Annotated in this window: 21 protein-coding genes; 13 read left to right on the top strand and 8 right to left on the bottom strand. The window is 64.7% G+C overall.

Going from position 1 to position 20,884, the window contains the following annotated elements; translation table 11 throughout:
- Positions 1 to 3: 3 nt before the first annotated feature.
- The 6 genes from AvAM_RS15415 to AvAM_RS15390 all read left to right on the top strand — a co-directional run bounded on the left by AvAM_RS15415 (position 4) and on the right by AvAM_RS15390 (position 6,453).
- Positions 4 to 288, top strand: coding sequence for a hypothetical protein (locus AvAM_RS15415; protein ID WP_137747862.1), 285 nt, complete (start codon positions 4 to 6; stop codon positions 286 to 288).
- Positions 289 to 494: 206 nt separating this feature from the next.
- Positions 495 to 1,613 carry a peptidase C39 family protein gene (locus AvAM_RS15410; protein ID WP_307722879.1) on the top strand — a complete coding sequence of 373 codons (1,119 nt, stop codon included), beginning with the start codon at positions 495 to 497 and terminating at the stop codon, positions 1,611 to 1,613.
- Position 1,614: 1 nt separating this feature from the next.
- Positions 1,615 to 3,150, top strand: coding sequence for a RimK family protein (locus tag AvAM_RS15405; RefSeq protein WP_137747861.1), 1,536 nt, complete (start codon positions 1,615 to 1,617; stop codon positions 3,148 to 3,150).
- Positions 3,151 to 3,493: 343 nt separating this feature from the next.
- Positions 3,494 to 4,468, top strand: a complete 975-nt coding sequence (locus tag AvAM_RS15400; RefSeq protein WP_137748111.1) for a quinone oxidoreductase — start codon at positions 3,494 to 3,496, stop codon at positions 4,466 to 4,468.
- A 37-nt stretch (positions 4,469 to 4,505) separates the two neighbouring features.
- A complete protein-coding gene (locus AvAM_RS15395) occupies positions 4,506 to 5,456 on the top strand; it encodes a LysR family transcriptional regulator (protein WP_137747860.1) in 951 nt (316 codons plus the stop codon).
- Positions 5,457 to 5,550: 94 nt separating this feature from the next.
- Positions 5,551 to 6,453, top strand: a complete 903-nt coding sequence (locus tag AvAM_RS15390) for a DMT family transporter (RefSeq protein ID WP_137747859.1) — start codon at positions 5,551 to 5,553, stop codon at positions 6,451 to 6,453.
- 168 nt (positions 6,454 to 6,621) lie between these two features.
- Here AvAM_RS15390 and AvAM_RS15385 read toward each other — a convergent pair whose 3' ends face one another.
- From AvAM_RS15385 to lptF, 6 genes are all read right to left on the bottom strand, one after another.
- Positions 6,622 to 7,038, bottom strand: a complete 417-nt coding sequence (locus AvAM_RS15385; protein ID WP_137747858.1) for a hypothetical protein — start codon at positions 7,036 to 7,038, stop codon at positions 6,622 to 6,624.
- A gap of 10 nt (positions 7,039 to 7,048) precedes the next feature.
- Positions 7,049 to 8,215 (bottom strand): pyridoxal phosphate-dependent aminotransferase, encoded by a 1,167-nt coding sequence (locus tag AvAM_RS15380; RefSeq protein WP_137747857.1) that lies wholly within the window; start codon positions 8,213 to 8,215, stop codon positions 7,049 to 7,051.
- Between the two features lie 68 nt (positions 8,216 to 8,283).
- Positions 8,284 to 9,225 (bottom strand): CysB family HTH-type transcriptional regulator, encoded by a 942-nt coding sequence (locus tag AvAM_RS15375; protein WP_056062356.1) that lies wholly within the window; start codon positions 9,223 to 9,225, stop codon positions 8,284 to 8,286.
- Between the two features lie 74 nt (positions 9,226 to 9,299).
- Positions 9,300 to 9,671, bottom strand: coding sequence for a sirohydrochlorin chelatase (locus AvAM_RS15370; protein ID WP_137747856.1), 372 nt, complete (start codon positions 9,669 to 9,671; stop codon positions 9,300 to 9,302).
- 27 nt (positions 9,672 to 9,698) lie between these two features.
- Positions 9,699 to 10,817 (bottom strand): LPS export ABC transporter permease LptG, encoded by a 1,119-nt coding sequence (lptG, locus tag AvAM_RS15365; protein ID WP_137747855.1) that lies wholly within the window; start codon positions 10,815 to 10,817, stop codon positions 9,699 to 9,701.
- Positions 10,814 to 11,929: an LPS export ABC transporter permease LptF gene (gene lptF / locus AvAM_RS15360; protein WP_137747854.1), complete on the bottom strand. Its 1,116-nt coding sequence runs from the start codon at positions 11,927 to 11,929 to the stop codon at positions 10,814 to 10,816. The genes lptG and lptF overlap by 4 nt, the downstream gene beginning before the upstream one ends.
- Before the next feature lie 73 nt (positions 11,930 to 12,002).
- Between lptF and AvAM_RS15355 the strand changes: the two genes are divergently transcribed.
- The 4 genes from AvAM_RS15355 (at position 12,003) to AvAM_RS15340 (ending at position 15,819) form a co-directional block, all read left to right on the top strand.
- Positions 12,003 to 13,526 carry a leucyl aminopeptidase gene (locus AvAM_RS15355; protein ID WP_137747853.1) on the top strand — a complete coding sequence of 508 codons (1,524 nt, stop codon included), beginning with the start codon at positions 12,003 to 12,005 and terminating at the stop codon, positions 13,524 to 13,526.
- Between the two features lie 19 nt (positions 13,527 to 13,545).
- A complete protein-coding gene (locus tag AvAM_RS15350; protein WP_137747852.1) occupies positions 13,546 to 13,980 on the top strand; it encodes a DNA polymerase III subunit chi in 435 nt (144 codons plus the stop codon).
- Positions 13,980 to 14,561 (top strand): hypothetical protein, encoded by a 582-nt coding sequence (locus tag AvAM_RS25920; RefSeq protein ID WP_137747851.1) that lies wholly within the window; start codon positions 13,980 to 13,982, stop codon positions 14,559 to 14,561. Before AvAM_RS15350 ends, AvAM_RS25920 begins: the two co-directional genes overlap by 1 nt.
- Positions 14,562 to 14,691: 130 nt before the next feature.
- A complete protein-coding gene (locus AvAM_RS15340; protein WP_137747850.1) occupies positions 14,692 to 15,819 on the top strand; it encodes a branched-chain amino acid ABC transporter substrate-binding protein in 1,128 nt (375 codons plus the stop codon).
- Between the two features lie 147 nt (positions 15,820 to 15,966).
- Here AvAM_RS15340 and AvAM_RS15335 read toward each other — a convergent pair whose 3' ends face one another.
- Complete coding sequence (locus tag AvAM_RS15335) at positions 15,967 to 16,974, bottom strand: D-2-hydroxyacid dehydrogenase family protein (RefSeq protein WP_137747849.1); 1,008 nt, start codon at positions 16,972 to 16,974, stop codon at positions 15,967 to 15,969.
- A gap of 1,187 nt (positions 16,975 to 18,161) precedes the next feature.
- Positions 18,162 to 18,836 carry a transcriptional repressor LexA gene (gene lexA, locus AvAM_RS15325; RefSeq protein WP_137747847.1) on the bottom strand — a complete coding sequence of 225 codons (675 nt, stop codon included), beginning with the start codon at positions 18,834 to 18,836 and terminating at the stop codon, positions 18,162 to 18,164.
- Between the two features lie 83 nt (positions 18,837 to 18,919).
- On the opposite strand from lexA, the gene AvAM_RS15320 reads away from it, so the two are divergent.
- The 3 genes from AvAM_RS15320 to AvAM_RS15310 are packed head-to-tail and all read left to right on the top strand — an operon-like array spanning position 18,920 to position 20,819.
- Positions 18,920 to 19,879 (top strand): asparaginase, encoded by a 960-nt coding sequence (locus AvAM_RS15320; RefSeq protein ID WP_137747846.1) that lies wholly within the window; start codon positions 18,920 to 18,922, stop codon positions 19,877 to 19,879.
- Positions 19,880 to 19,893: 14 nt separating this feature from the next.
- The gene (locus AvAM_RS15315; RefSeq protein WP_137747845.1) at positions 19,894 to 20,313 is read left to right on the top strand and encodes a hypothetical protein; all 420 of its coding nucleotides are present in this window, start codon (positions 19,894 to 19,896) and stop codon (positions 20,311 to 20,313) included.
- Positions 20,314 to 20,348: 35 nt separating this feature from the next.
- Positions 20,349 to 20,819, top strand: coding sequence for a DUF6152 family protein (locus AvAM_RS15310; RefSeq protein ID WP_171012246.1), 471 nt, complete (start codon positions 20,349 to 20,351; stop codon positions 20,817 to 20,819).
- The last annotated feature ends 65 nt before the right edge of the window (positions 20,820 to 20,884 follow it).

The raw sequence follows: 20,884 nt of genomic DNA, 5'->3' as shown, positions 1-20,884 counted from the left end.
CCTTTGGGTGAGAGCGATAGCGATCCCACCGCGTTGGTGCTGGTTCCGTTCACCACACCGTATGCCGATGGGAAAAGCCTGCGTGCAAGGCTGCAGGCCGTGCTGGGGCGGCAGCTGCGCGGATACAGCCTGGCGTTCGACGTGCCCCGCCACACGGCCAGGGGCACTTTGTACATCCACCGGCGCGACCTGGAGAGTGCCAAGCGTTGCCTGGTCTCTGGCCTGCCCCAGCTCGAACTCGGTTGTGTGGCCAGTGTTGCTTGCGCGGGGGCGTTTTCATGCCATTGAACCATTGCAGCGCGCGACGTTGCCAGGCCATTGAGGCAGGCTCTGTGCGCAGCGCCCTGCGTGGCGTGGGCCCGGAGCTGCAGCGCCATGGCTGATTGGATCGCGTTGCTATTGGCCGTGCTGGTGCTTGTCGTTCCGATCGGAGTGGGGTGGGTGGCATTGAAGCTGTCTGACCGCAAGGCGCAGCGGCCCCGTGGGGACTGCCCGTGAAGCGACAACCATCGACGGATGTGCGGGGCGTCGCAACGGCGGGTCCTGCAGATTTGCCCGCACTGGAGCAGCTGGAAAACACCGCGTTCTCCAGCGATCGGATTTCGCGCAGGAGCTGGGGGCGTCTGTTGTTGAGCCCCTCGGCACGTGTACTGGTGGTCAGATCAGGGCAGACATTGGACGGGGCCTGCGTGGTATTGCGCCGCGAAGGGTCGTCTGTGGCACGCCTGTATTCCATTGCGGTGGCGCCGTCCATGCGGCGCGCAGGCGTGGCCAGCGGGCTGCTGGCGGCGGCAATCCAGGGTGCGCGCGATGCGGGCTGCGCAGTGCTGCGGCTCGAGAGCAGGGCAGGCAACCTGTCGGCGCACCGTCTCTTCGCGCGCCACGGCTTTGTGCACACCGGTTGCAAAAATGCCTACTACGAGGATGGCGAACAGGCCCTGTGTTTTCAGAAGGACCTGTTCGATGGCGCATTGGCCCAGGCAGCGGCGTCGTACCAGGTGCGCCACTATGCACAGACGCTGGACTTCACCTGCGGCCCCTGTGCGCTGCTGATGGCGATGTCCGCCATGGACCCCGCCATGCCGGTGAATCAGGCGGCCGAGATCCGCCTGTGGCGCGAGGCCACCACGGTGTTCATGGCCGCAGGCCATGGCGGGTGTGGGCCTTTTGGGTTGGCGCATGCCGCGCTGGCCCACGGTTTTGAGGTGTCGGTGTATGCGGCTGCCGGTGCCTCGCTGTTCATGGACAGCGTGCGCGACCCCCGCAAGAAGGACGTGATCCAGTTGGTGGAGAACGACTTCAGGGCGGCGCTGGAGGCGCGCCAGGTGCCGATCCATGCGCGGCCCGTGTCGCCCGACAGCGTGATCGAGCAGCTGCGGGCGGGGCGCCTGCCCATTGTGCTCATCAGTTTGTGGCGCCTGCACCGGCAGAAGACGCCGCACTGGGTGGTCATCACAGGCTTCGACGGTGCGGTGTTTCGCCTGCTGGACCCCATGGCACGTTCCGGTGACCCGGACGGCGGTGTGTCCATCAGTTGGAGTGAATTCAAGAAAGTCGCAAGGTATGGGCGCCGTGGGCGCACTGCGGCCGTCATCCTTTCTGGAAAGAAATAAATTGTCCTCAGAACATGTCATCGTGGTGGAGAAGCTGGCCGACTTTCGATGGAGCCAGCCCGACATCAAGGTCATCACAGCAGAGCAATTCGTTGCAGAACAGCCGCTTCACCGTGGGCGCGTGCGCAAGGTCACCAACCTGTGCAGGAGCTACGGCTACCTCAGCATGGGCTACTACTGCTCGCTGCTGGCCGAGGCGCGTGGTGACCGCGTAACGCCCAGCGTGGACACCATCCTGAGCCTGCAGCGCAAACGCATCGAGCCATCGGCGCTGGCGCAGCTCAACCGGCTGATTGGCCCGCTCAAGGAAATACCGCGCTCTGTGAACACACTGACGCTGCATGTCTTCTTCGGGATCATGGAAGACCCCGCACTGGCTGCGCTGGCTCGCAAAAGCTTCGAGCTGTTCCGTTGCCCACTGATGGAGGTTACGCTGGAGAGGCAGGAGCAGTCGGCCCATTGGCAGATCGGTGGCATACAGGCGCTGGACCTGCGCGATGTGGATGCCGCGCGCGACGAGGTCTTCGTGCAAGCGCTGCTCCAGTACACACGGCGAAGTTGGCGCCCCATGATCGCGATGCCCCAGCCGCGCATGGACCTGGCGGTGCTGCACGACCCGCACGATCGCTTGCCGCCGTCCAACCTCAAGACCCTGCGCAAGCTGGTCGATGTGGGGCAGGAGATGGGTATTGCCGTGGAGCTGATCGAAAAAAAGGACTTGGCGCGGCTGACCCAGTTTGATGCACTCTTCATCCGCGAGACCACGGCCGTGACCCACCACACCTTCCAGTTCGCGCGCAAAGCCATGGCGGAGGGCATGCCGGTCATCGACGACCCCGCGTCCATCCTGCGCTGCACTAACAAGGCTTTTCTGGCAGAGCTGCTGCGCGAGCATGCCATTGCCACCCCGCTCACGCACATGGTCAGCCGCCGCACGCTGGCCGACATGCAGCACCGGCTGGCCTACCCGGTGGTGGTGAAGGTGCCGGACGGCGCGTTCAGCCGCAGTGTGAAAAAGGCGGAGAACTTTGAACAGCTGCATGGCATCGCCCGGGACATGCTCAAGGAGTCGGAAATCATCCTCGTGCAGGAGTTCATGTACACCGACTTCGACTGGCGCATCGGCGTGCTGGCAGGCCAGGCCATCTTCGCAGCGAAGTACTTCATGTGCGACGGCCACTGGCAGATCCTGCAACACACGGCCAATGGCAAGTACACCGAAGGCCGGGTGCAGGCCGTACCGCTGGACCAGGTGCCCCCGCAGGTGCTGGCGGCGGCAGTCAGCTCTGCCCGCCTGGTGGGTCATGGTTTTTATGGCGTGGACCTGAAGGCCACGGCATCCGGGGTGTACGTGATCGAGATCAACGACAACCCGAACCTGGATGTGGGGGTGGAGGACGCCGCCCTGGGCGATGGCCTGTACCGCTTGCTGCTCACGCATTTCCTCAGGCAGGTGGAGCAGCGCTTCAGCACCAGCCGGGTGGTGGGCGGCCTGGATCACCAGCCCGCCTTGGGCCTGGCGGTGGCTGCGGGCTAGCGCGTGTTTTCCGTTGGCGTACCGGCCCCCGAAGCCGACCGGTTTGCGAAGGGAGGGTGTGGGCAGATGGTGGGGCTGCTCACACCCGCTCTTTCTATCGCGACGGAGTGAATCCATAATTTGCTATTAATTGGATAGCTTAAAGCGCATGATGGATGCGCGGAGGGCCGCATTTTCTTGTGTTTTTTTGCGCTGGCCTGCCCTGCGCTCACCAACGGGCTTCCCACCTGTGCCTTGGGGTTTCGTGCAGCCGGTGCAGGAGTCAACTGCAGGCCAGCGGATTGATCAGCCCGGCGCCAAAACCTACGCTCGGGGCATGAAATTCATCCCCAAGGAAAGCCCCATGGCAGTGAGCGTTCGGATCAATGCGGCAGGTGGGCCAGAGGCCCTGCGACTGGAGGCGGTTGAGCCTCAGGTGCCCGGCCCCGGGCAGGTGTGGCTCGAACAGGCGGCCATCGGCGTGAACCCGCTGGACGTGGGCCAGCGCAAAGGCGCGGTGACCATCCCGTTCCCGTCCGGCCTGGGGCTGGAGGGCGCAGGGCGGGTGGTGGCCGTGGGCCCAGGGGTGCTGAATGTGGCGGTGGGCGACCGTGTGGGTTATGCCACCGGGCCGCTGGGGGCCTATGCCAGCGCCCGCCTGTTCCCGGCCGAGCGGCTGGTCAAGCTGCCCGATGCGCTGGGTTTTGACGAGGCGGCGGCGGTGCTGTTCAAAGGCATCACGGCGCAGTACCTGCTCAAGACAACCTATGCCGTCGTGCCCGGAACCAAGGTACTGATCTATGGGGCGGGCGGAGCGCTGGGGCAGCTCATGTGCGCCTGGGCCCGGCACCTGGGTGCGTTGGTGATGGGGGTGGTCTCCAAACCAGAGAGCGTGGAGCGGGCCCGTGCGGCAGGGTGCGACGCGGTGTTTGTCTTTGACCCCGCCACCTTGCCCGCGCAGGTGCTGGAGGTCACGCTGGGGCACAAGGCGGACGTGGTGTACGACCCCATCGGACGGGTCACGCTCAACGCGTCTCTGGACTGCCTGCGTCCGCGCGGCCTGCTGGTGTCGTTTGGCGCCACCTCGGGCCTGCCCGCACCCATCGAGGTGGGCACGCTCAATGCCAAGGGCTCGCTGTTCCTCACCCGCCCGTCGCTGGCCGCGCACACGGCCACGGCGGCGGAGTACCAGGAGCGCGCCCAGGACGTTCTGCAGGCTGTGGCCGCCGGCATCATCACGCTGCACATCTGGCGCCGCTATGCGCTGGCCGATGTGGCGGCGGCCCACGCCGACCTGGAGCAGGGGCGATCGCAAGGTGCGATCATCCTTACCCCGTGACCTTGTGTGGTGCCACGCCGTGGCGCCTTGATCTTTGATGGACCTGCTCGACAGCCAGCATGCCGATGAGTTGGCGACCCTTCTTGCCCTGAGCGATGGGGGCTCGTTTGCTGCCGCGGGCCGCGCCTTGCAGCGCCACCCCTCGGTGCTGTCCAAACGCCTGAATGCGCTGGAGCGTCGCCTGGGCGTGCGGCTGGTGGAGCGCACCACGCGCCAGCTGCACCTGACACACGCAGGGCTGCAGCTGGTGGAGAAAGTGCGCGAGGCCATGGGCCTGATCGCACAGGCGCAGACAGAGGCGGCCGAGGGCGCACAGCAGGTGCGCGGGCGATTGCGCGTGTCGGTGCCTGCGGCCATGGGGCGGCGGCTGCTCAGCGGCATGCTGGCAGAGTTTGCGCTGGCCCATCCGCAGGTCACGCTGGAGGTGGAATACGCCGACCGGCTGGTGGACATTGTGGGCGAGCGCTTTGACGCCGCCATCCGCATTGGCAAGCTGGCCGACAGCGGGCTGGTGGCCACGCGGCTGTGCGGCCACCGGCGCATCATGGCCGCAGCGCCGTCCTATCTGCAGCAGCATGGCATGCCACAGGCGCCCGCCGACCTGGCGCAGCACCAGTGCCTGGGCTTCACGGGCCTGGCGTCGTATCCCGAATGGCAGCTCACCTCACGCGCGGGCGCCAGCCACACGGTGGTGGTGCACAGCAGCCTGGTGAGCAATGACAACGAAGCGCTGCTGACAGCCGCCACGCTCGGCGCAGGCATCCTGGCCGGGGGCGACTGGCTGATCCAGCCTTGCATTGACGCAGGCCAGCTGGTGCGTGTGCTGCCCCAGTGGCAGCTCAATGCAGATGCAGGCATCTACCTGGTGCGGCCCTCGGGCCGGTTCAGCACGGCGGCCATGGCGGCGTTTCGCGCGTGGGTGGTGGACTGGTTTGCGGCCAGGGCCCGTGCGGACGAAGCACCGGGCGTGGGGCAGACGCTGCGATGATGGGCCGCGTCCTCTCTCTGTTTTGCCCACCGCCCCGGGCCTTTCTTCCTGTCTGGCCTGGCTGCCGCAGCCAGGCGCTTTGTTTTCATACTCCATGACCCAGGCAACACCCCATTCATCCCCCGTGTCGAATCCGCTGGATTCACTCGTCCCATTGCTGTTTGTCGCGCTCTGGAGCACGGGTTTCATCGGCGCCAAGCTGGGTCTGCCGTATGTGGAGCCGCTGACCTTTCTCGGGCTGCGCTTTGCCATCGTCACCGTGCTCATGCTGGCTGTGGTGGCGGTGGTGCGTGCGCCCTGGCCACCGGCGGGCAGGGCCTGGGGCCACATCGCGGTGTCGGGCCTGCTGGTGCATGGCGTGTACCTGGGCGGGGTGTTCATGGCCATTGGGCACGGGCTGCCGTCGGGCATCACGGCACTGGTGGTGGGCTTACAGCCGCTGTTGACTGCGCTGGTGGCGGGCGCCTTGCTGGGCGAGAAGGTGCGGCCCGCGCAGTGGGCGGGGCTGGGGCTGGGGTTCGGCGGCGTGGCGCTGGTGGTGGCGGGCAAGGTGGCGACGGTGCCCGCAGGTGCTTTGCTGGGCATGCTGCTGCCTGCCGTGGTGGCGTTGCTGGGCATCACGGCGGGCACGCTGTACCAAAAGCGCTTTTGCCCCTCGTTCGATCTGCGCACGGGCTCGGTCATCCAATACCTGCCCTGTGCCATCGCCATGGCTGCGCTGGCCTATGCCACCGGGTCCATGGCCATCACATGGACGGGTGAGTTTGTGTTTGCGCTGGGCTGGCTGGTGCTGGTGTTGTCACTGGGCGCGGTGAGCCTGTTGAACCTGCTGATTCGCCGGGGCGGCGCGGTGAACGTGGCCAGCTTGTTCTACCTGACACCGCCCACCACGGCCCTGATCGCCTGGGCCATGTTTGGTGAGACGCTCACCGGCTGGGCGCTGGCGGGGATGGCGTTGGCGGCGGCGGGTGTGTGGCTGGCGCGGCAGACGAGGTGAGGGTGGGGCACTGCCATGCGACTCCGTGGAAAACACAGGGTTGGTGTGGCAGCCTTGGTGATGTGTAGAGAGTTTGCTATTGTATTTGTAGCTGTTTGCGCTTTGTGGATGCGCGCAAAGGCCACTTTTTCTTGAATTTTTGCTTGCTGCTGAATGATATGGGCCCTGTCAGGCAGCGGGGTGCACGGCAACGATGTTCAGTGGCCCCGAAATGGAGAGCCCGCTGAAACCCATGGAGGATTCCAGCGCAGACACATGGCCGCCCTCCGCCCACACATCCACCAGCGCATCTTTCGCTCCAAACTGGCAGGCAATGGTGGCGACGCGGAATGTGTCCGTGCGAGCAAAGAGAAGCGGTGCCGGCCATCGGACCTGAAACCAGCGTTTGCACTGGAATTCAATGCGCTTCCAGTCCGACGGACGGCGAATGTTGTTGATGCAGTCCAGCTGTTTCGCCAGCAACAACGCCTCAGCCGGTGGCAGTGCGGAAGCGGTGGCTTGGAGCAGCGCTTTCTCAAACGGCAACAGTTGGTCGGTGGGCGTCGGCGCGACGATGGGCTGGAGAGACCCGGTCAGTGCAACCATGGCAACGGCCTCAGAGTTTGCGCAGCCGTTCCAGCGCCGCGCGCAGTGTCTCGTCCTTCTTGGCAAAGCAGAACCGAACCACACGCTGGTCAAACCCGTCGCCATAAAACGCGGACAGCGGAATCGCCGCCACGCCCACCTCACGGGTGAGCCACTGGCAGAAATCGGCCTCGTTCAAATCGCTGAACGCCGAGATGTCCACGCACTGGAAGTAGCTGCCGGTGCTGGGCAGCAGCTTGAAGCGCGAGCCTGCCAGCCCTTCGCGGAACAGGTCGCGCTTGGCCTGGTAGAACGCGGGCAACTGCAGGTAGGGTGTGGGGTCCTGCAGGTAGGCGGCCAGCCCGTGCTGCACGGGGGTGTTGACGGTGAACACGTTGAACTGGTGCACTTTGCGGAACTCGGCCGTCAGCGCTGCGGGGGCCGCCACGGTGCCGACCTTCCAGCCGGTGACGTGGAAGGTTTTGCCAAAGCTGGAGACGATGAACGCACGGGCGGCCAGGCCTGCAAAGCGCGCGGCGCTTTGGTGCTCGGCGCCGTCGAACACCATGTGCTCGTACACCTCGTCGCTGATGAGCAGGATGTCGGTGGGAGCGAGCAGGTCTTCCAGCTGGTGCATTTCCTCGGCCGTCCAAATGGTGGCGCTGGGGTTGTGCGGGCTGTTGATGATGATGGCGCGGGTGCGGGGCGTGATGGCCGCGCTGATCTTTGCGAAGTCGGGGCGGAAGGTGCCGGGCGTGAGGGGCACGCGCACGGCTTTGCCGCCCGCCAGCTCGATGTTGGGCACATAGCTGTCGTAGCAGGGGTCGAGCACGATCACTTCGTCGCCCGCGTGCACGATGGCCAGGATGGCGGTGATGATGGCCTGCGTGGCGCCTGCAGTGATGGTGATCTCGGTGTTGGGGTTGTAGGCGCGGCCGTGCAGCGCCTCGATCTTGCGGGCCACGGCTTCGCGCAGGGCGGGCACGCCGGGCATGGGCGGGTACTGGTTGTGGCCGGCTTGCATGGCGGCGGTGACGGCGTTCACCAGCTCGGGGGCGCATTCAAAGTCGGGGAAACCTTGGCCCAGGTTGACGGCCTTGTGCTCTGCAGCCAGGGCGGACATCACGGTGAAGATGGTGGTGCCGACGTTGGGCAGCTTGCTGGGGAAAGCGGGGGTGCGGGCGATGGCTTGGGTCATGGCACAACGGCGTGAAAGAAGGGATCTGGATGGGCTGAAAGAAGAGCTGAGGCTGGGCTGCTGGTTGTTTACAGCTCGTAGTCGTTGACATGCCCCGTCATCGCGCGGGCAATCAGCTCGCGGCTCAGGCGGTCGCTGAGCAGCTCGGCAAACTTGTAGACAAAGTTGCGCAGGTAGGCCCCGCGCTTGAAGGCCACGCGGGCCACGCTCTGGCCGAACAGGTGGCCCACGGGGCGCACGGCCAGGTCGCCTACTGGGTCATCGCGCATGGCCATCTCGGCCACGATGCCGATGCCCAGGCCCAGGCGCACATAGGTCTTGATCACGTCGGAGTCGATGGCTTCGAGCACGATGCGGGGCGTGAGTTTGCGCGCCGCAAAGGCGTGGTCGATCTTGCCCCGGCCGGTGAAGGAGGGGTGGTAGGTGATCAGGGCCTCATGGGCCAGGTCGTCCAGGCCAATACGTTCCTTTTGCGCCAGTGGGTGGTCGTTGGGCACGACGAGCACGTGCTGCCATTCGTAGCAGGGCAGGGTGACGAGTTCGGGGTAGTCGGCCAGCGATTCGGTGGCCATGCCGATCTCGGCCACCTCGTCGATGATCATGCGGGCCACTTCGTGCGGCGTGGCCTGGTGCAGGCTCACGTTGACCTTGGGGTAGGCCTCGCGCAGGCGCGCCACGGGCACGGGCAGCACATAGCGCGCTTGGGTGTGGGTGGTGGCGATGCTGAGGGTGCCGCTGTCTTGCGCGCTGAATTGCTCGCCAATGCGCTTCAAGTTACCCACCTCGCGCATGATGACTTCGATGCTCTTGAGCACATGCTGGCCGGGCTCGGTGATGCGCTTGAGGCGCTTGCCGTGGCGGGCAAAGATGTCCACGCCCAGTTCTTCTTCCAGCTCGATGATGGCTTTGGAGACGCCCGGCTGCGAGGTGTGCAGGGCCTTGGCGGCTTCGGTCAGGTTGAGGTTGCGGCGCGCAGCCTCTTGAACAAAGCGGAATTGGTGCAGATTCATATCGAATATCGCCTAAAGATTTGCATCATTATGCTGCAATCGTCTAAGCGCTATCGGGCACCTTCACAGAATTTTCAGCCCCCCGGAGCCTCGCAGGCGATGTCCGCCATCAGGGCCGTCATGCGCGGGTCTTCTCCGATCGCGGCCTGGACGTGGAACTGCACGCCGGGGTGGGCGGCAAGGAGTTCCTGCGCCAGCACGGGCAGGTCTTCGCGCGCATGTTTGCCCGTGCCGAGGAACATGGGCACCACGGTGACGTGGGTGGCGCCCTGGTTGACGAGCTGCTGGGTCGCATCTGCCAGGCTAGGGGTGCACAGCTCCAGATAGGCGCACGCCACGGGGCGTGTGGGGTGCTGCGCTGCAATGCGCGCGGCCACGGCTTCGATGGGCGCACGCCACAGCGGGTCGCGGGAGCCGTGGGAGAACAGGACGATGGCGTTGTGCATGGGGTGTGGAATGGGGTGCTGCCGCGGTCAGCGCCGCAGCACCAGCCAGCCGAAGGCTGCCAGGGAGAGCACGGAATAGATCAGCCCCGGCGCCGCCGCCGTGAGCATGGGCGACCAGTTCTGGAGGTTGCCCGCGTAGCCGAACACGTTGTTCAGCAGGAAGAAGCTGATGCCCGCCATCACGCCGCCAAACACATAGCCCGCAATGCCGCCCGAGCGGAAATGCAGATAGGCAAAGGGCAGGGCCAGCACCACCATCACCAGGCAGGAGAGGGGGTAGAACACCTTGCGCCAGAACTCGATCTCGTACTTCTGGGCCGATTGGCCGTTGGCGTTCAGGTGCCGGATGAACTGGAACAGGTCCAGCGTGGCCATGCGGTCTGGTTTGAGCAGGGAGGCGGCCACCATGTCGGCACTGATGCGCGTGGGCCATTGAAGGCTGGGGGTGTCGAGGTGTTCGACGCGTGCTTCGCCCTTGTCGTCGGTGGCGCTGCGGTGTTCAAAGCGGCTGCGTTGCACTTTCTCCAGTGCCCAGGCGCCATCCGAGCCGAACTGGCCCGACGCGGCCCGGGTCTGCGAGGCGAGGCGCCCTTTGTCGTCAAACTCGAAAATGCGCACATCCAGCATGCCGCCATTGGGGGTGAGCGCGCGCACGTTGACGGCAAAGGAGTGGTTGTCCTGCCGTTCCTTGAGCCACGCTCCGGTGGCGCCAGTCGTCAGTTTGCCGAGGTAGCGCACCTTGATGAGCTGGGCGGTACGGTCCGTCAGCGGTGCCAGGTAGTCGCCCACGGCAAAGGTCAGCACCACAAACACCCCGCCCAGGGTGACCAGGGTGCGCAGTGCGCGCCAGGGCCCCATGCCGCTGGTGCGCATGATGGTGAATTCGGAGCTTTGGGCCAGTCGCGCCATCACAAAGATGGTGCCGATGAGCACGGTGATGGGGAGCAGCTCGTAGAGGTGGCTGGGAATGCTCAGCACCACAAACAACAGGGCGTGCGAGAGTTGGTAGCCCTCGGACCCGGTGCGGCCCACCCAGCGCAACTCATCGACCAGGTCGAAGAAGAAGAACAGTGCCAGGAAGCCGACCGTGACGAAGGTGACGGCGGACAGGGCTTCGCGGTGGATCAGGCGGCGGATGGTCTTCATGCGGGCTGCCCTCCGGACGCCTGTGCAGGCCGTGGCGACAGCAGGCGCCGCACGGTCCACTGGTTGTGCCGCACGGCCAGCACCAGCAGCGACACGGCCAGCATGCCGCCATGCAGCAGAACCATGAAGCTCACCAGGCCCAGCCGCCCCGCACCCACCCAGCTTTGGCCCAGGGTCATGAGGTTGTAGTAGACGATGAACGCGAACAGTGCAAACACCAGGCTGGTGCTGCGTGCGGCGCGCGGGTTGGCGCTGGCCAGGGCCAGGCCCAGCAGCACAAAGTTTAGGGCGGCCAGTGCCAGGCCCAGGCGCCAGCCCAGTTCAGCCTGGTAGGCGGGCAGGGGGCGCATGAGCAGTTCGAAGGTGGTGCGTGTCTTCACCGCCAGCTCTTCGGCGGAGCCCGGTGATGCGGTGCCGATGCGGGTCCCGTATTCGGAGAAATCACTGATCTTGACGCCTGGCTTGTCGCGCGAGGTCTCCAGCCGCTGGCCGTTGCTGAGCAGCACCATGCGCTCGCCTGCCTGGGTCTCCAGCCGCGCGCTGCGTGCCGAGGTGACGGATTCGCGCGTGCCGTCGTTGGCTGCAATGAAGACGTTGTTGGCGGCCTGGGTGTCGGGGCTGTCCTTGTCAATGAAGAACACCCGGCTACCGTTGGATGACTCCTGGAATTCACCGGGTGCGATGCGGTCGATGTCGCTGCGCTGCTCGTAGCGGGTCTTGAGTTCCTGGATCTGCGAGTTGGCCCAGGGCCAGACCAGCAGGGACAGCACAGCAATCACCACCATCACGGGCCAGGCAAACCGCAGCAGCGGCTTGACCAGGCTCATCAGGCCCCGGCCGCTGGCAAACCAGATCACCATTTCGCTGTCGCGGTACATGCGCGAGAGGGTGCCGACCACGGCAATGAACAGGCTCAGGCTGAGGATGATGGGCAATTGCCCCAGGACGGTGAAGCCCATGACCAGCATCACATCGGAGGGGCTCACGCTGCCTTTGGAGGCCTGGCCGAGCGTGCGGATGAGCATCATGGTCATGACCACGGTCACCAGCACCACAAGCGTCGCGCCGAAGCTGCGTGCCAGCTCTTTGCGAAGGGATGAATCGAATAACATTGGCTCAGCGCGTGCTATGCATTTTTGCGAGCGCATCAAAGCGCATGGCCCGCTCAAAAGGAAAACACCGATTATGAACTTTGATCTCAAGACCCTGGATTTGGCGGCGGCTGCTTCGGAAAAATGCGACCTGCTGGTGGTGCTGATTCCGGAAGGTTTCAAACCGGGGGCGGATGCCCTGTCTGCCCTGGTGGCGCTGGCGCTCAAGAACGGAGATCTTTCGCTGAAGGCTGGCAAACAGCTGCAGCTGTACCAGGTGCCCGCTTTGGCCGCGCGCCGCGTGGTTCTGGTGGGCGGCGGCGATGGTGCTGCCCGTGCGGTGCGGCAGGCCGTGCTGGCAGCGGGCGGCGCAATCAAGGCCCCACACACCAAGCGGGTGGTGTTGTGCTGGGCAGGTGCTGCTGCGGCGGATGCCGTGGGCGCCGCTGTGCAGGCGGTGGCCGAGGCCAGCTATGTCTACACCACGACCAAATCGAAGGCCGAGGCCCGCAGTCTGGGGCGTTGTGTGATCGGTGTCGCCAGTCCCGCCGATGTGCGAGAGGGTTTTGACAGCGGCGTGGCGTTGGTGGCGGGGGTGGAGTTTGCCCGCGAATGGGGCAATCGCCCGGCCAACCATGCAACGCCCAGCCTGCTGGCCGATGCCGCCAAGACGCTGGCCAAGCTGCCACGCATCCAGTGCAAGGTGCATGGCCCGGCAGAGGTCAGCCGCCTGGGCATGGGCGCATTCATGGCCGTGGCCCGTGGCTCCGAAGAGCCTCTGCGGTTTATCGAGCTGCGCTACAACGGTGCTGCCAAGGACAAGGCGCCGGTGGTGCTGGTGGGCAAGGGCATCACTTTTGACACGGGTGGCATCTCGATCAAGCCCGCGCCCGAAATGGACGAGATGAAGTTCGACATGTGTGGTGCGGCCAGCGTGCTGGGCACGTTCCGCGCGCTGGGCGAACTGCAGCCCGCCATCAACGTGGTGGGACTGGTACCCGCCTGCGAGAACATGCCCGATGGCCGCGCGGTGAAGCCCGGGGATGTGGTCACCAGCATGAGCGGCCAGACCATCGAGATTTTGAACACCGACGCGGAAGGGCGTCTGGTGCTGTGCGATGCGTTGACGTATGCAACCCGCTTCAAGCCTGCCGCTGTGGTGGACATTGCCACCCTGACCGGTGCCTGTGTGATTGCGCTGGGCGGTGTTCGCAGCGGCCTGTTCGCCAACAACGATGGCCTGGCTGCAGCGCTGCAGCAGGCGGGTGAATCCGCGCAGGATCCCTGCTGGCGCATGCCCCTGGACGACGACTACGCCGATGGCCTCAAGAGCAACTTTGCCGACATGGGCAATGTGGCCGGGCGTGCGGGTGGTTCGATCACGGCCGCCAAGTTTCTGCAGAAGTTTGTGGGCGACATGCCCTGGGCGCATCTGGACATTGCTGGCACGGCCTGGCGTGGCGGTGCCGCCAAGGGGTCCACGGGGCGCCCTGTGGGGTTGCTGGTGCACTACCTGCTCGGCCAGGCGCAAGCAAAGGCGGCCGGCAAGGCAGCATCCGTGCCGCGTGTGGCTGCCAAGCCGACGGCGAAGCGCGCGCCCCGCTCCAAAGCGGCTTGATGGGTTGCGTGGGCTCACCATGACCGAGGTCGCCTTCCACTTCAATGCGCCCGACAAGCTGGCCTATGCGTGCCGTTTTGCGCGCAAGGTGCAGCGCAGCGGGGCGCGCCTGGTGATTACGGCCCCCACTGAGGCGCTGGAGACCCTGGACCGTATGCTCTGGGCCCTGGCGCCGCAGGACTTTGTGGCCCACTGCCGCAGCGATGCGGACGAAGAGCTGGTTCTGGCATCTCCGGTGTTGTTGGCGGTCGATGTGCGTTCGGCGGCGCACCATGAGGTGCTGCTGAATCTCCACGCCGAGGTTCCGGAAGGTTTTGGCCGGTTTGACCGGCTGGTGGAAGTGGTCAGCGCCCATGATGAAGCCGACCGTGCCGGAGCGCGTACGCGCTGGCGCCACTATGCCTCGCGGGGCTACGCCATCACGCGCCACGATCTGGTGCTGAAAGGCGGCTGATGGCTACGCCGCCCAAAGGTCCCCCCCGTTTTGTGCCCACGCTCACCGAAGTGGTGCAGGTGCCGGGCACACCGCCGGCGCCCAAGCCGGTGGAGCCCCGGGCGCGTACCACCGTCATGCCACCGCCGCACACCCCTGCGCCCGCAGGCGTTGTGCGGCAGCCCGGTGGTGCTTCATTGCCTGCCATGCCCCGGCCCGCGAGCGCACCGGTGGCTGCAACTGCCGGTGGGTTGGGTGGTGCGCGGATACATGCCAGCGGCGCTCAGGTGCCTGGAAATCCGCCGCATCCGCCGGGTATCCAGGCGCGTGCACCAGACACCACCCCGCCGCCAGTGACTGCGGTGGTGGCACGGCCCATGCCCGAAGGCATGGAGGAATACATGGTGCACCGTGTCATGCAGCGTGTGGACGTTGTGCTGGATCAACGTCTGCGTGAAGCGATCGCCACGGTGGTGCAAGAGCAGACAAGATCGGTGCTGCCCAGGCTGCGGGAAGAGATTGAATCGGTGGTCCGCCACGCGGTGTACGAGGCCGTGGCGGAGGAGCTGGCCAGCGGCGCGCCCAAGGCTGGCAAGGGATGACAGGGTATTCCCTTGTGGTTTCCCCCGCATTTAATCGTGTTCCCTAATGATCTGGCCCGTAAATTGCGATATGTTCGCCTGCGTTGAGACACAAGAACATTCTCAGCGTTTATCTTTACTGGAGATTGATATGCAATTGAAGTTGAAACTGACCGTGGTTGCTGCTATCGCAGCTGCAGCTGGTGTGGCCTCTGCACAAGAGCAGGTGGTCAAGATCGGCCACGTGGCTCCGGTTTCCGGCGCCCAAGCCCACTACGGCAAGGACAACGAAAATGGCGCCCGCATGGCCATTGAAGAGCTGAACGCTCAAGGTGTCACCATCGGTGGCAAGAAGATCAAGTTCGAACTGGTCGCTGAAGACGACGCTGCTGATCCAAAGCAAGGCACCGCTGCTGCACAGAAACTGTGCGATGCCAAGGTGGCTGGCGTGGTTGGCCACCTCAACTCCGGTACCACCATCCCCGCTTCCAAGGTCTACAACGACTGCGGCATTCCCCACGTCACCGGTGCTGCCACCAACCCCAACCTGACCAAGCCCGGCTACAAGACCACCTTCCGTATCATCGCCAACGACAACGCCCTGGGCGCTGGTCTGGCGTTCTACGCTGTGGACACGCTGAAGCTGAAGACCGTCGCGATCATCGACGACCGTACCGCTTACGGCCAAGGCGTGGCAGACGTGTTCAAGAAGACTGCTGCAGCCAAGGGCATGAAGGTGGTGGACGAGCAGTTCACGACCGACAAGGCCACCGACTTCATGGCGATCCTGACCGCCATCAAGGCCAAGAACCCCGACGCCATCTTCTACGGCGGTATGGACCCCCAAGGCGGCCCAATGCTGCGCCAGATGGAACAACTGGGCATGGGCAACGTGAAGTATTTCGGTGGTGACGGCATCTGCACTTCTGAAATCGCCAAGCTGGCCGCTGGTGCCAAGACCCTGGGCAACGTGATCTGCGCCGAAGGTGGTTCTTCGCTGGCCAAGATGCCTGGCGGTACGGCCTGGAAGGCCAAGTACGACGCCAAGTACCCCAACCAGTTCCAGGTGTACAGCCCCTACACCTACGACGCCACGTTCCTGATCGTGGACGCCATGAAGCGTGCCAACTCGGTGGACCCCAAGGTCTACACGCCTGAGCTGGCCAAGTCCAACTTCAAGGGCGTGACCTCCACGATCGCCTTCGAACCCAACGGCGAAATGAAGAACCCAGCGATCACGCTGTACGTTTACAAGGACGGCAAGAAGACCCCTCTGTAATGGAGCGTCTTCATTCTGCGGGGCGCTTAGGCGCCTTGTAGACAAAAAAAAGGCTTCCTTCGGGAAGCCTTTTTTGTTGTGATGGACGGATAAGCGAACCCTCGGTCTGCGCCTCTGTCTTGGGCGGAGTAATGGGCTGCTGCTGTCCTATCGGCGCACTTGCAGTGAGCCAGGGTTCACGATGTTGGTTGGTGTGCCCTTGATGAAGTTCACCACGTTGTCGAAGGCCGCACCAAAGTACAGCTCGTAGCTGTCTTGCTCGACATACCCGATATGGGGCGTGCAGATGCAGTTCTCCAGGCGCAGCAAGGCGTGGCCTTGCAGGATGGGTTCGCTTTCGAAGACATCGACGGCGGCCATGCCGGGGCGTCCCCGGTTGAGGGCTGCAATCAATGCGTCGGGTTCAATGAGTTCGGCGCGCGAGGTGTTGACCAGCAGGGACGTGGGCTTCATGCACGACAGGTCTTCCAGCGAAATGATGCCCCGGGTCTCATCATTCAGGCGCAGATGCAATGAGATAACGTCGCACTGCGAAAAGAACTCCTCGCGTGTGGTAGCGGCCTGGTAGCCATCTGTGAGTGCCTGGGCGCGCGAACCCTCGCGGCCCCAGACGCGCACATTCATGCCGAAAGCCCGGCCGTAACCCGCCACCAGTTGCCCGATACGCCCGTAGCCCCAGATGCCGAGTGTTTTTCCACGCAGCACATTGCCCAGCCCAAAATTGGCAGGCATGGACGCGGTCTTCAATCCGGACTGCTGCCAGGCGCCATGTTTGAGGTTGGAGATGTACTGCGGCAGCCTGCGCATGGAGGCCATCACAAGTGCCCATGTCAGCTCGGCAGGCGCCACAGGCGATCCCACACCTTCTGCCACGGCGATCCCGCGCTCGGTGCAGGCCGCCACATCAATGTGGCCGCCGATCTTGCCTGTTTGGGCAATGAGTTTGAGGCGGGGCAGCTTCTCGACGAGCTGGCGCGTGATCTGCGTGCGCTCCCTCACCAGCACGATGATGTCTGCGTCTTTGAGCCGCACAGAGAGCTGGCCCAGTCCCTTGACGGTGTTGGTGTAAACCTTGGCGGTGTACGCGTCGAGCCGGGAAGCGCAATGCAGCTTGCGCACTGCATCCTGGTAGTCGTCGAGGATCACAATGTTCATCCCGACATTGTGCCTTGGCGGGAACTGCGCACCGCAGCGGGTGGCCGCTTGGCGCACCAAAATCCCCGGCTTTTGGTGACGGAGTGTTGGTGCGCCACGGTAATGCTGGCGCAGGCGCCTGGGCCCGGGTGGATCTGCTATCCAGACTGGTGCACCGCCTGGTAGGGCGGCGTTGGCGGGGTGTTTGCTCCATGAGGCTGCTGTACCAGATGGATTGTCAGAGTCTGTTTAAGCGCTGTTCCTGGAGGCTGAGCGACAGGGAGCGCTTATCCTTCGGGCACGCGCCGAATCCCATGTGTCGGCACGAGCAAAGCGAGCAACAACGAGCGTAGCTACCGGCTGCCATGTCCTTGCGATCGCTCCGCAAAGGGCGGAGCTTGCAGGGCTGCCCATCTTTGCTACCGATCATTGCAGCTTGTGGGTGTGCGTCCCGCATTTACCGCATGGGTGGCGCAGCGAGTCCCATGAACTGATTGTGGACAGGCGCTAGGCCCGCATGGCCTCAGAGGCCACCATGCGATCCAGCTCTGCACATACATCGGCCATCCGGCCGGCAATCACCAAGCGACCTGTGCCTGCGTCAGATACCCGCCGCACGACTTTGGGCGACCGCAGGCTGCTGGCATGGGGATCGGTGGGCAGTGCTGACAAAAATGCGTGGCGGTGGCTGCCCATGGGGGTGGCCATGGGCAGAAAAGACCTGCCTGCTGGCGCAGGCTGTCGATTGGGGGTCTCGGATGGGCGAAGTGGAGGCTTCACCGTGAAAGGCCAGTTGCCACGCAATGGCCGTGGGCCCATCTGCGGGGTAGGCGGGCGCGGGCGTTCTACTACGACGATGTTTTCGTCTGCTGCGCTATCTGCGCGCGCAGGGTGTACCAGCAGGCGTTTCAGGCCGCGCAGCGGATTTTGCAAGGCGGTAAGGGTAAACAAGGCAATTCCCATGTGAAAACTCCGAAGGTCGGGGGTTGAACACAGGCAGGATTGCGAAGTGATTTCACGCCATGCTTTTTTGCCGATGGCCAGAGGGCGTGATAAACCCTGCGGCGCGTGAATCGCACCACAAGGCAAATCAACAGCGCCGCGTTTGCACCGGCTGGGGCATGGCGTGGGGTCTGCACCGCAGGGCTGGTGTGCTGTTTCAGCCTACCAAACGCCCGCCACCCGCAGTGCAGCCCAAAAGGATGGGCCTACATCAGCATGGTGTTGCGGATGAGCCCCACAGCCAGGCCTTCGATTTCGAAGGGCTCGCCGGGCTGGACCACGATGACGGGGTAGTCGGGGTTTTCGGGCAGCAGTTCGATGGCTGTGGCCGTGCGGCGAAGGCGCTTGACGGTGACATCGTCACCCAGGCGGGCCACGATGATCTGCCCGTTGCGGGCTTCGCGGGTGGACTGCACGGCCAGCAGGTCGCCGTCCATGATGCCGGCATCGCGCATGGACATGCCGCGCACCTTGAGCAGGTAGTCGGGCTTGTGCTGGAAAAGGCTGTTCTCCACGCTGTAGGTCTGGTCCACATGTTCCTGCGCGAGAATGGGCGACCCTGCTGCCACGCGCCCCACCAGGGGCAGCACCAGTTGTGACAGGCCTGGAATAGGCAGGTTGAACTGGCTGCCACGTGCTGCGTTGATGGAGCGCACCGTATCGCCACGCAGGCGAATGCCCCGCGATGTGCCGCTGACCAGTTCGATCACACCTTTGCGGGCCAGGGCCTGAAGGTGTTCTTCGGCCGCATTGGCCGATTTGAAACCCAGCTCGGCCGCGATTTCTGCGCGGGTAGGGGGTGCGCCGGTGCGTGCGATGGCGGTCTGGATGAGGTCCAGAATCTGCTGCTGGCGGGCGGTGAGTTTGGGGTTGTCGAGCATGGTGGTTTCCGGTGGCGGCGGTTACAGTGGCGAACAACTGTTTTTTAATCCAGTAACTGTATTTTTCACCAGTTTTTCGGAGTATGCAAGTGAGTGGGCAAAAAATTGTGGTTTTGGGCACCGGGGGCACCATTGCAGGCACCTCGGCGCAGGCAGGAGACAACATCGGCTACACCGCCGCCCAGGTCGGTGTGGAACAACTGCTGGCCGCCGTGCCGGGCCTGCAGGCGCTGGCCGGAGGCATGCTGGTGGCCGAGCAGGTGGCCCAGGTGGACAGCAAGGACATGGATGACGGCGTATGGTGGGCGCTGGCCCAGCGCTGCGCACACCATTTGGCAGACCCGGATGTGCGGGGGCTGGTCATCACCCACGGCACCGATACGCTGGAAGAAACGGCTTGGTTTCTGCACGAGGTGCTGGGCACCAGTAAGCCTGTGGTACTGACCTGCGCCATGCGCCCCGCGACGGCTCTGACACCCGATGGCCCGCAGAACCTGCTGGACTCCGTGGCCGTGGTGCTGGCCCCTGGTGCCACCGGGGTGGTGGCTGTGGCAGCCGGGGAAATTCATGCCGCACGGCATGTCCAGAAGGTCCACCCTTACCGGGTGCATGCATTTACCTCTGGCGATGTGGGCCCGCTGGGCTGGGTGGAAGAGGGTCGGGTGCGTCTTGTGCAAAATTGGCCTCTGTCGCCTGTTGGACGGGCTTTTTCTGCTATCAAAACAGGAGTAAAAGCCGCCGAATGGCCCTGGGTGGAGGTGGTGCTGAGCCACGCAGGGGCGCGGGCCCAGACCGTGGATGCGCTGGTGCATGCTGGTGTGCGGGGCCTGGTGGTGGCCTGCACAGGCAACGGGACCATCCACCATGCGCTGGAGGCCGCCTTGCTACGGGCACAGCAGGCCGGTGTGCGCGTGGTGCGGGCCACCCGGTGTGCCGAGGGCCAGGTGCTGCCCAAGCCTGGCGACCAATTGCCGGATTCTCAGGGGCTGTCGCCGGTGAAGGCGCGGGTGGTGCTGCTGCTCGACTTGCTGCAGGCAGGCTGACGGGACGGCTGTCGATGTTTGCAGCACTCAAGACGCATGCCTGGGCCTACCCGGCACTGGAGGTGGTGCACATCGTGGGCATTGCGCTGCTGCTGGGCAACCTCGTGTTGCTGGAGTTGCGGGTGTTTGGCCGGGGTGTAGCGCTGCCGGTGAAGGACTTGGCCCGGCTGAGCCTGTCGCTGGCACTGTGCGGTTTCGGGCTGGCCGCCGCCTCGGGTCTGCTGATGTTTGCCACGCAGCCTGCCGAGCTGCTCAGCAGCCGGGCATTTACCTTGAAGATGCTGTTGTTAATGCTTGCCGGGTGCAATGCGGCATGGTTTCATGGGCGCGGCTCGCTCACGCGGCTGGACGGCCTGGCCCGCGCGCAGATGCTGGCTTCCACGGTGGTCTGGCTGGCCGTGGTGGTGTGTGGCCGCTGGATCGCCTATTTGTGAAGCCTGTCCGGTTCCTTTTTCCTTGAGGAGTCCCTATGAACTTGCCGCGCCGCCACCTGCTGCTTGCCGCCTCCGTCTGGCCCCTGGGGGCGCAGGCGCACCATGGCTGGAGCAGTTTTGACCCGGACCGCCCCATCTATCTGGAAGGCACCGCGCGCAAGGTGCGCTGGCAGAACCCCCACGCTGAACTGTCGCTGGAGGTTGCCGCCAGCCTGAAGCTGCCTCCCGATCTGGCGCAGCGCCCCGTGCCAGCGCAGACGGCGCCGGTGGATGGCCGGGCGCTGCTGGCCAAGGCCGTGCTGCCCACCCGCAAGGACCGGCTCTGGGAGGTCGAGCTGGCGCCCCTCACGCGCATGCAGGCATGGCAGGTGCAGGAGATCCGGCCAGGCGCCCTGGTGTCGGTGGTGGGGTTCACCTTGCGCGAAGAGAAGGGGGATCCGGTGCTGCGTGCCGAATACCTGTATGTCGATGGCAAGGCCTATGGCCTGCGGTCCAGCCCGGCTTGACGGGGGCGCGATACAAGGCAGGTGAGATGCCGCGCCGGTGAGAACCTTGGCACCATGAAAAAAGC

Source organism: Acidovorax sp. NB1, from assembly GCF_005405905.1.
GTDB lineage: Bacteria > Pseudomonadota > Gammaproteobacteria > Burkholderiales > Burkholderiaceae_C > Acidovorax.
This window is presented reverse-complemented; position numbering and strand designations above follow the sequence as displayed.

Coding starts and splice junctions, on each gene's coding strand:
- AvAM_RS15400 (WP_137748111.1), top strand. CDS start 3,494: ATGGCAGTGAGCGTTCGGATCAATGCGGCAGGTGGGCCAGAGGCCCTG.
- AvAM_RS15395 (WP_137747860.1), top strand. CDS start 4,506: ATGGACCTGCTCGACAGCCAGCATGCCGATGAGTTGGCGACCCTTCTT.
- AvAM_RS15390 (WP_137747859.1), top strand. CDS start 5,551: ATGACCCAGGCAACACCCCATTCATCCCCCGTGTCGAATCCGCTGGAT.
- AvAM_RS15385 (WP_137747858.1), bottom strand. CDS start 7,038: ATGGTTGCACTGACCGGGTCTCTCCAGCCCATCGTCGCGCCGACGCCC.
- AvAM_RS15380 (WP_137747857.1), bottom strand. CDS start 8,215: ATGACCCAAGCCATCGCCCGCACCCCCGCTTTCCCCAGCAAGCTGCCC.
- AvAM_RS15375 (WP_056062356.1), bottom strand. CDS start 9,225: ATGAATCTGCACCAATTCCGCTTTGTTCAAGAGGCTGCGCGCCGCAAC.
- AvAM_RS15370 (WP_137747856.1), bottom strand. CDS start 9,671: ATGCACAACGCCATCGTCCTGTTCTCCCACGGCTCCCGCGACCCGCTG.
- lptG (WP_137747855.1), bottom strand. CDS start 10,817: ATGAAGACCATCCGCCGCCTGATCCACCGCGAAGCCCTGTCCGCCGTC.
- lptF (WP_137747854.1), bottom strand. CDS start 11,929: ATGTTATTCGATTCATCCCTTCGCAAAGAGCTGGCACGCAGCTTCGGC.
- AvAM_RS15355 (WP_137747853.1), top strand. CDS start 12,003: ATGAACTTTGATCTCAAGACCCTGGATTTGGCGGCGGCTGCTTCGGAA.
- AvAM_RS15350 (WP_137747852.1), top strand. CDS start 13,546: ATGACCGAGGTCGCCTTCCACTTCAATGCGCCCGACAAGCTGGCCTAT.
- AvAM_RS25920 (WP_137747851.1), top strand. CDS start 13,980: ATGGCTACGCCGCCCAAAGGTCCCCCCCGTTTTGTGCCCACGCTCACC.
- AvAM_RS15340 (WP_137747850.1), top strand. CDS start 14,692: ATGCAATTGAAGTTGAAACTGACCGTGGTTGCTGCTATCGCAGCTGCA.
- AvAM_RS15335 (WP_137747849.1), bottom strand. CDS start 16,974: ATGAACATTGTGATCCTCGACGACTACCAGGATGCAGTGCGCAAGCTG.
- lexA (WP_137747847.1), bottom strand. CDS start 18,836: ATGCTCGACAACCCCAAACTCACCGCCCGCCAGCAGCAGATTCTGGAC.
- AvAM_RS15320 (WP_137747846.1), top strand. CDS start 18,920: ATGCAAGTGAGTGGGCAAAAAATTGTGGTTTTGGGCACCGGGGGCACC.
- AvAM_RS15315 (WP_137747845.1), top strand. CDS start 19,894: ATGTTTGCAGCACTCAAGACGCATGCCTGGGCCTACCCGGCACTGGAG.
- AvAM_RS15310 (WP_171012246.1), top strand. CDS start 20,349: ATGAACTTGCCGCGCCGCCACCTGCTGCTTGCCGCCTCCGTCTGGCCC.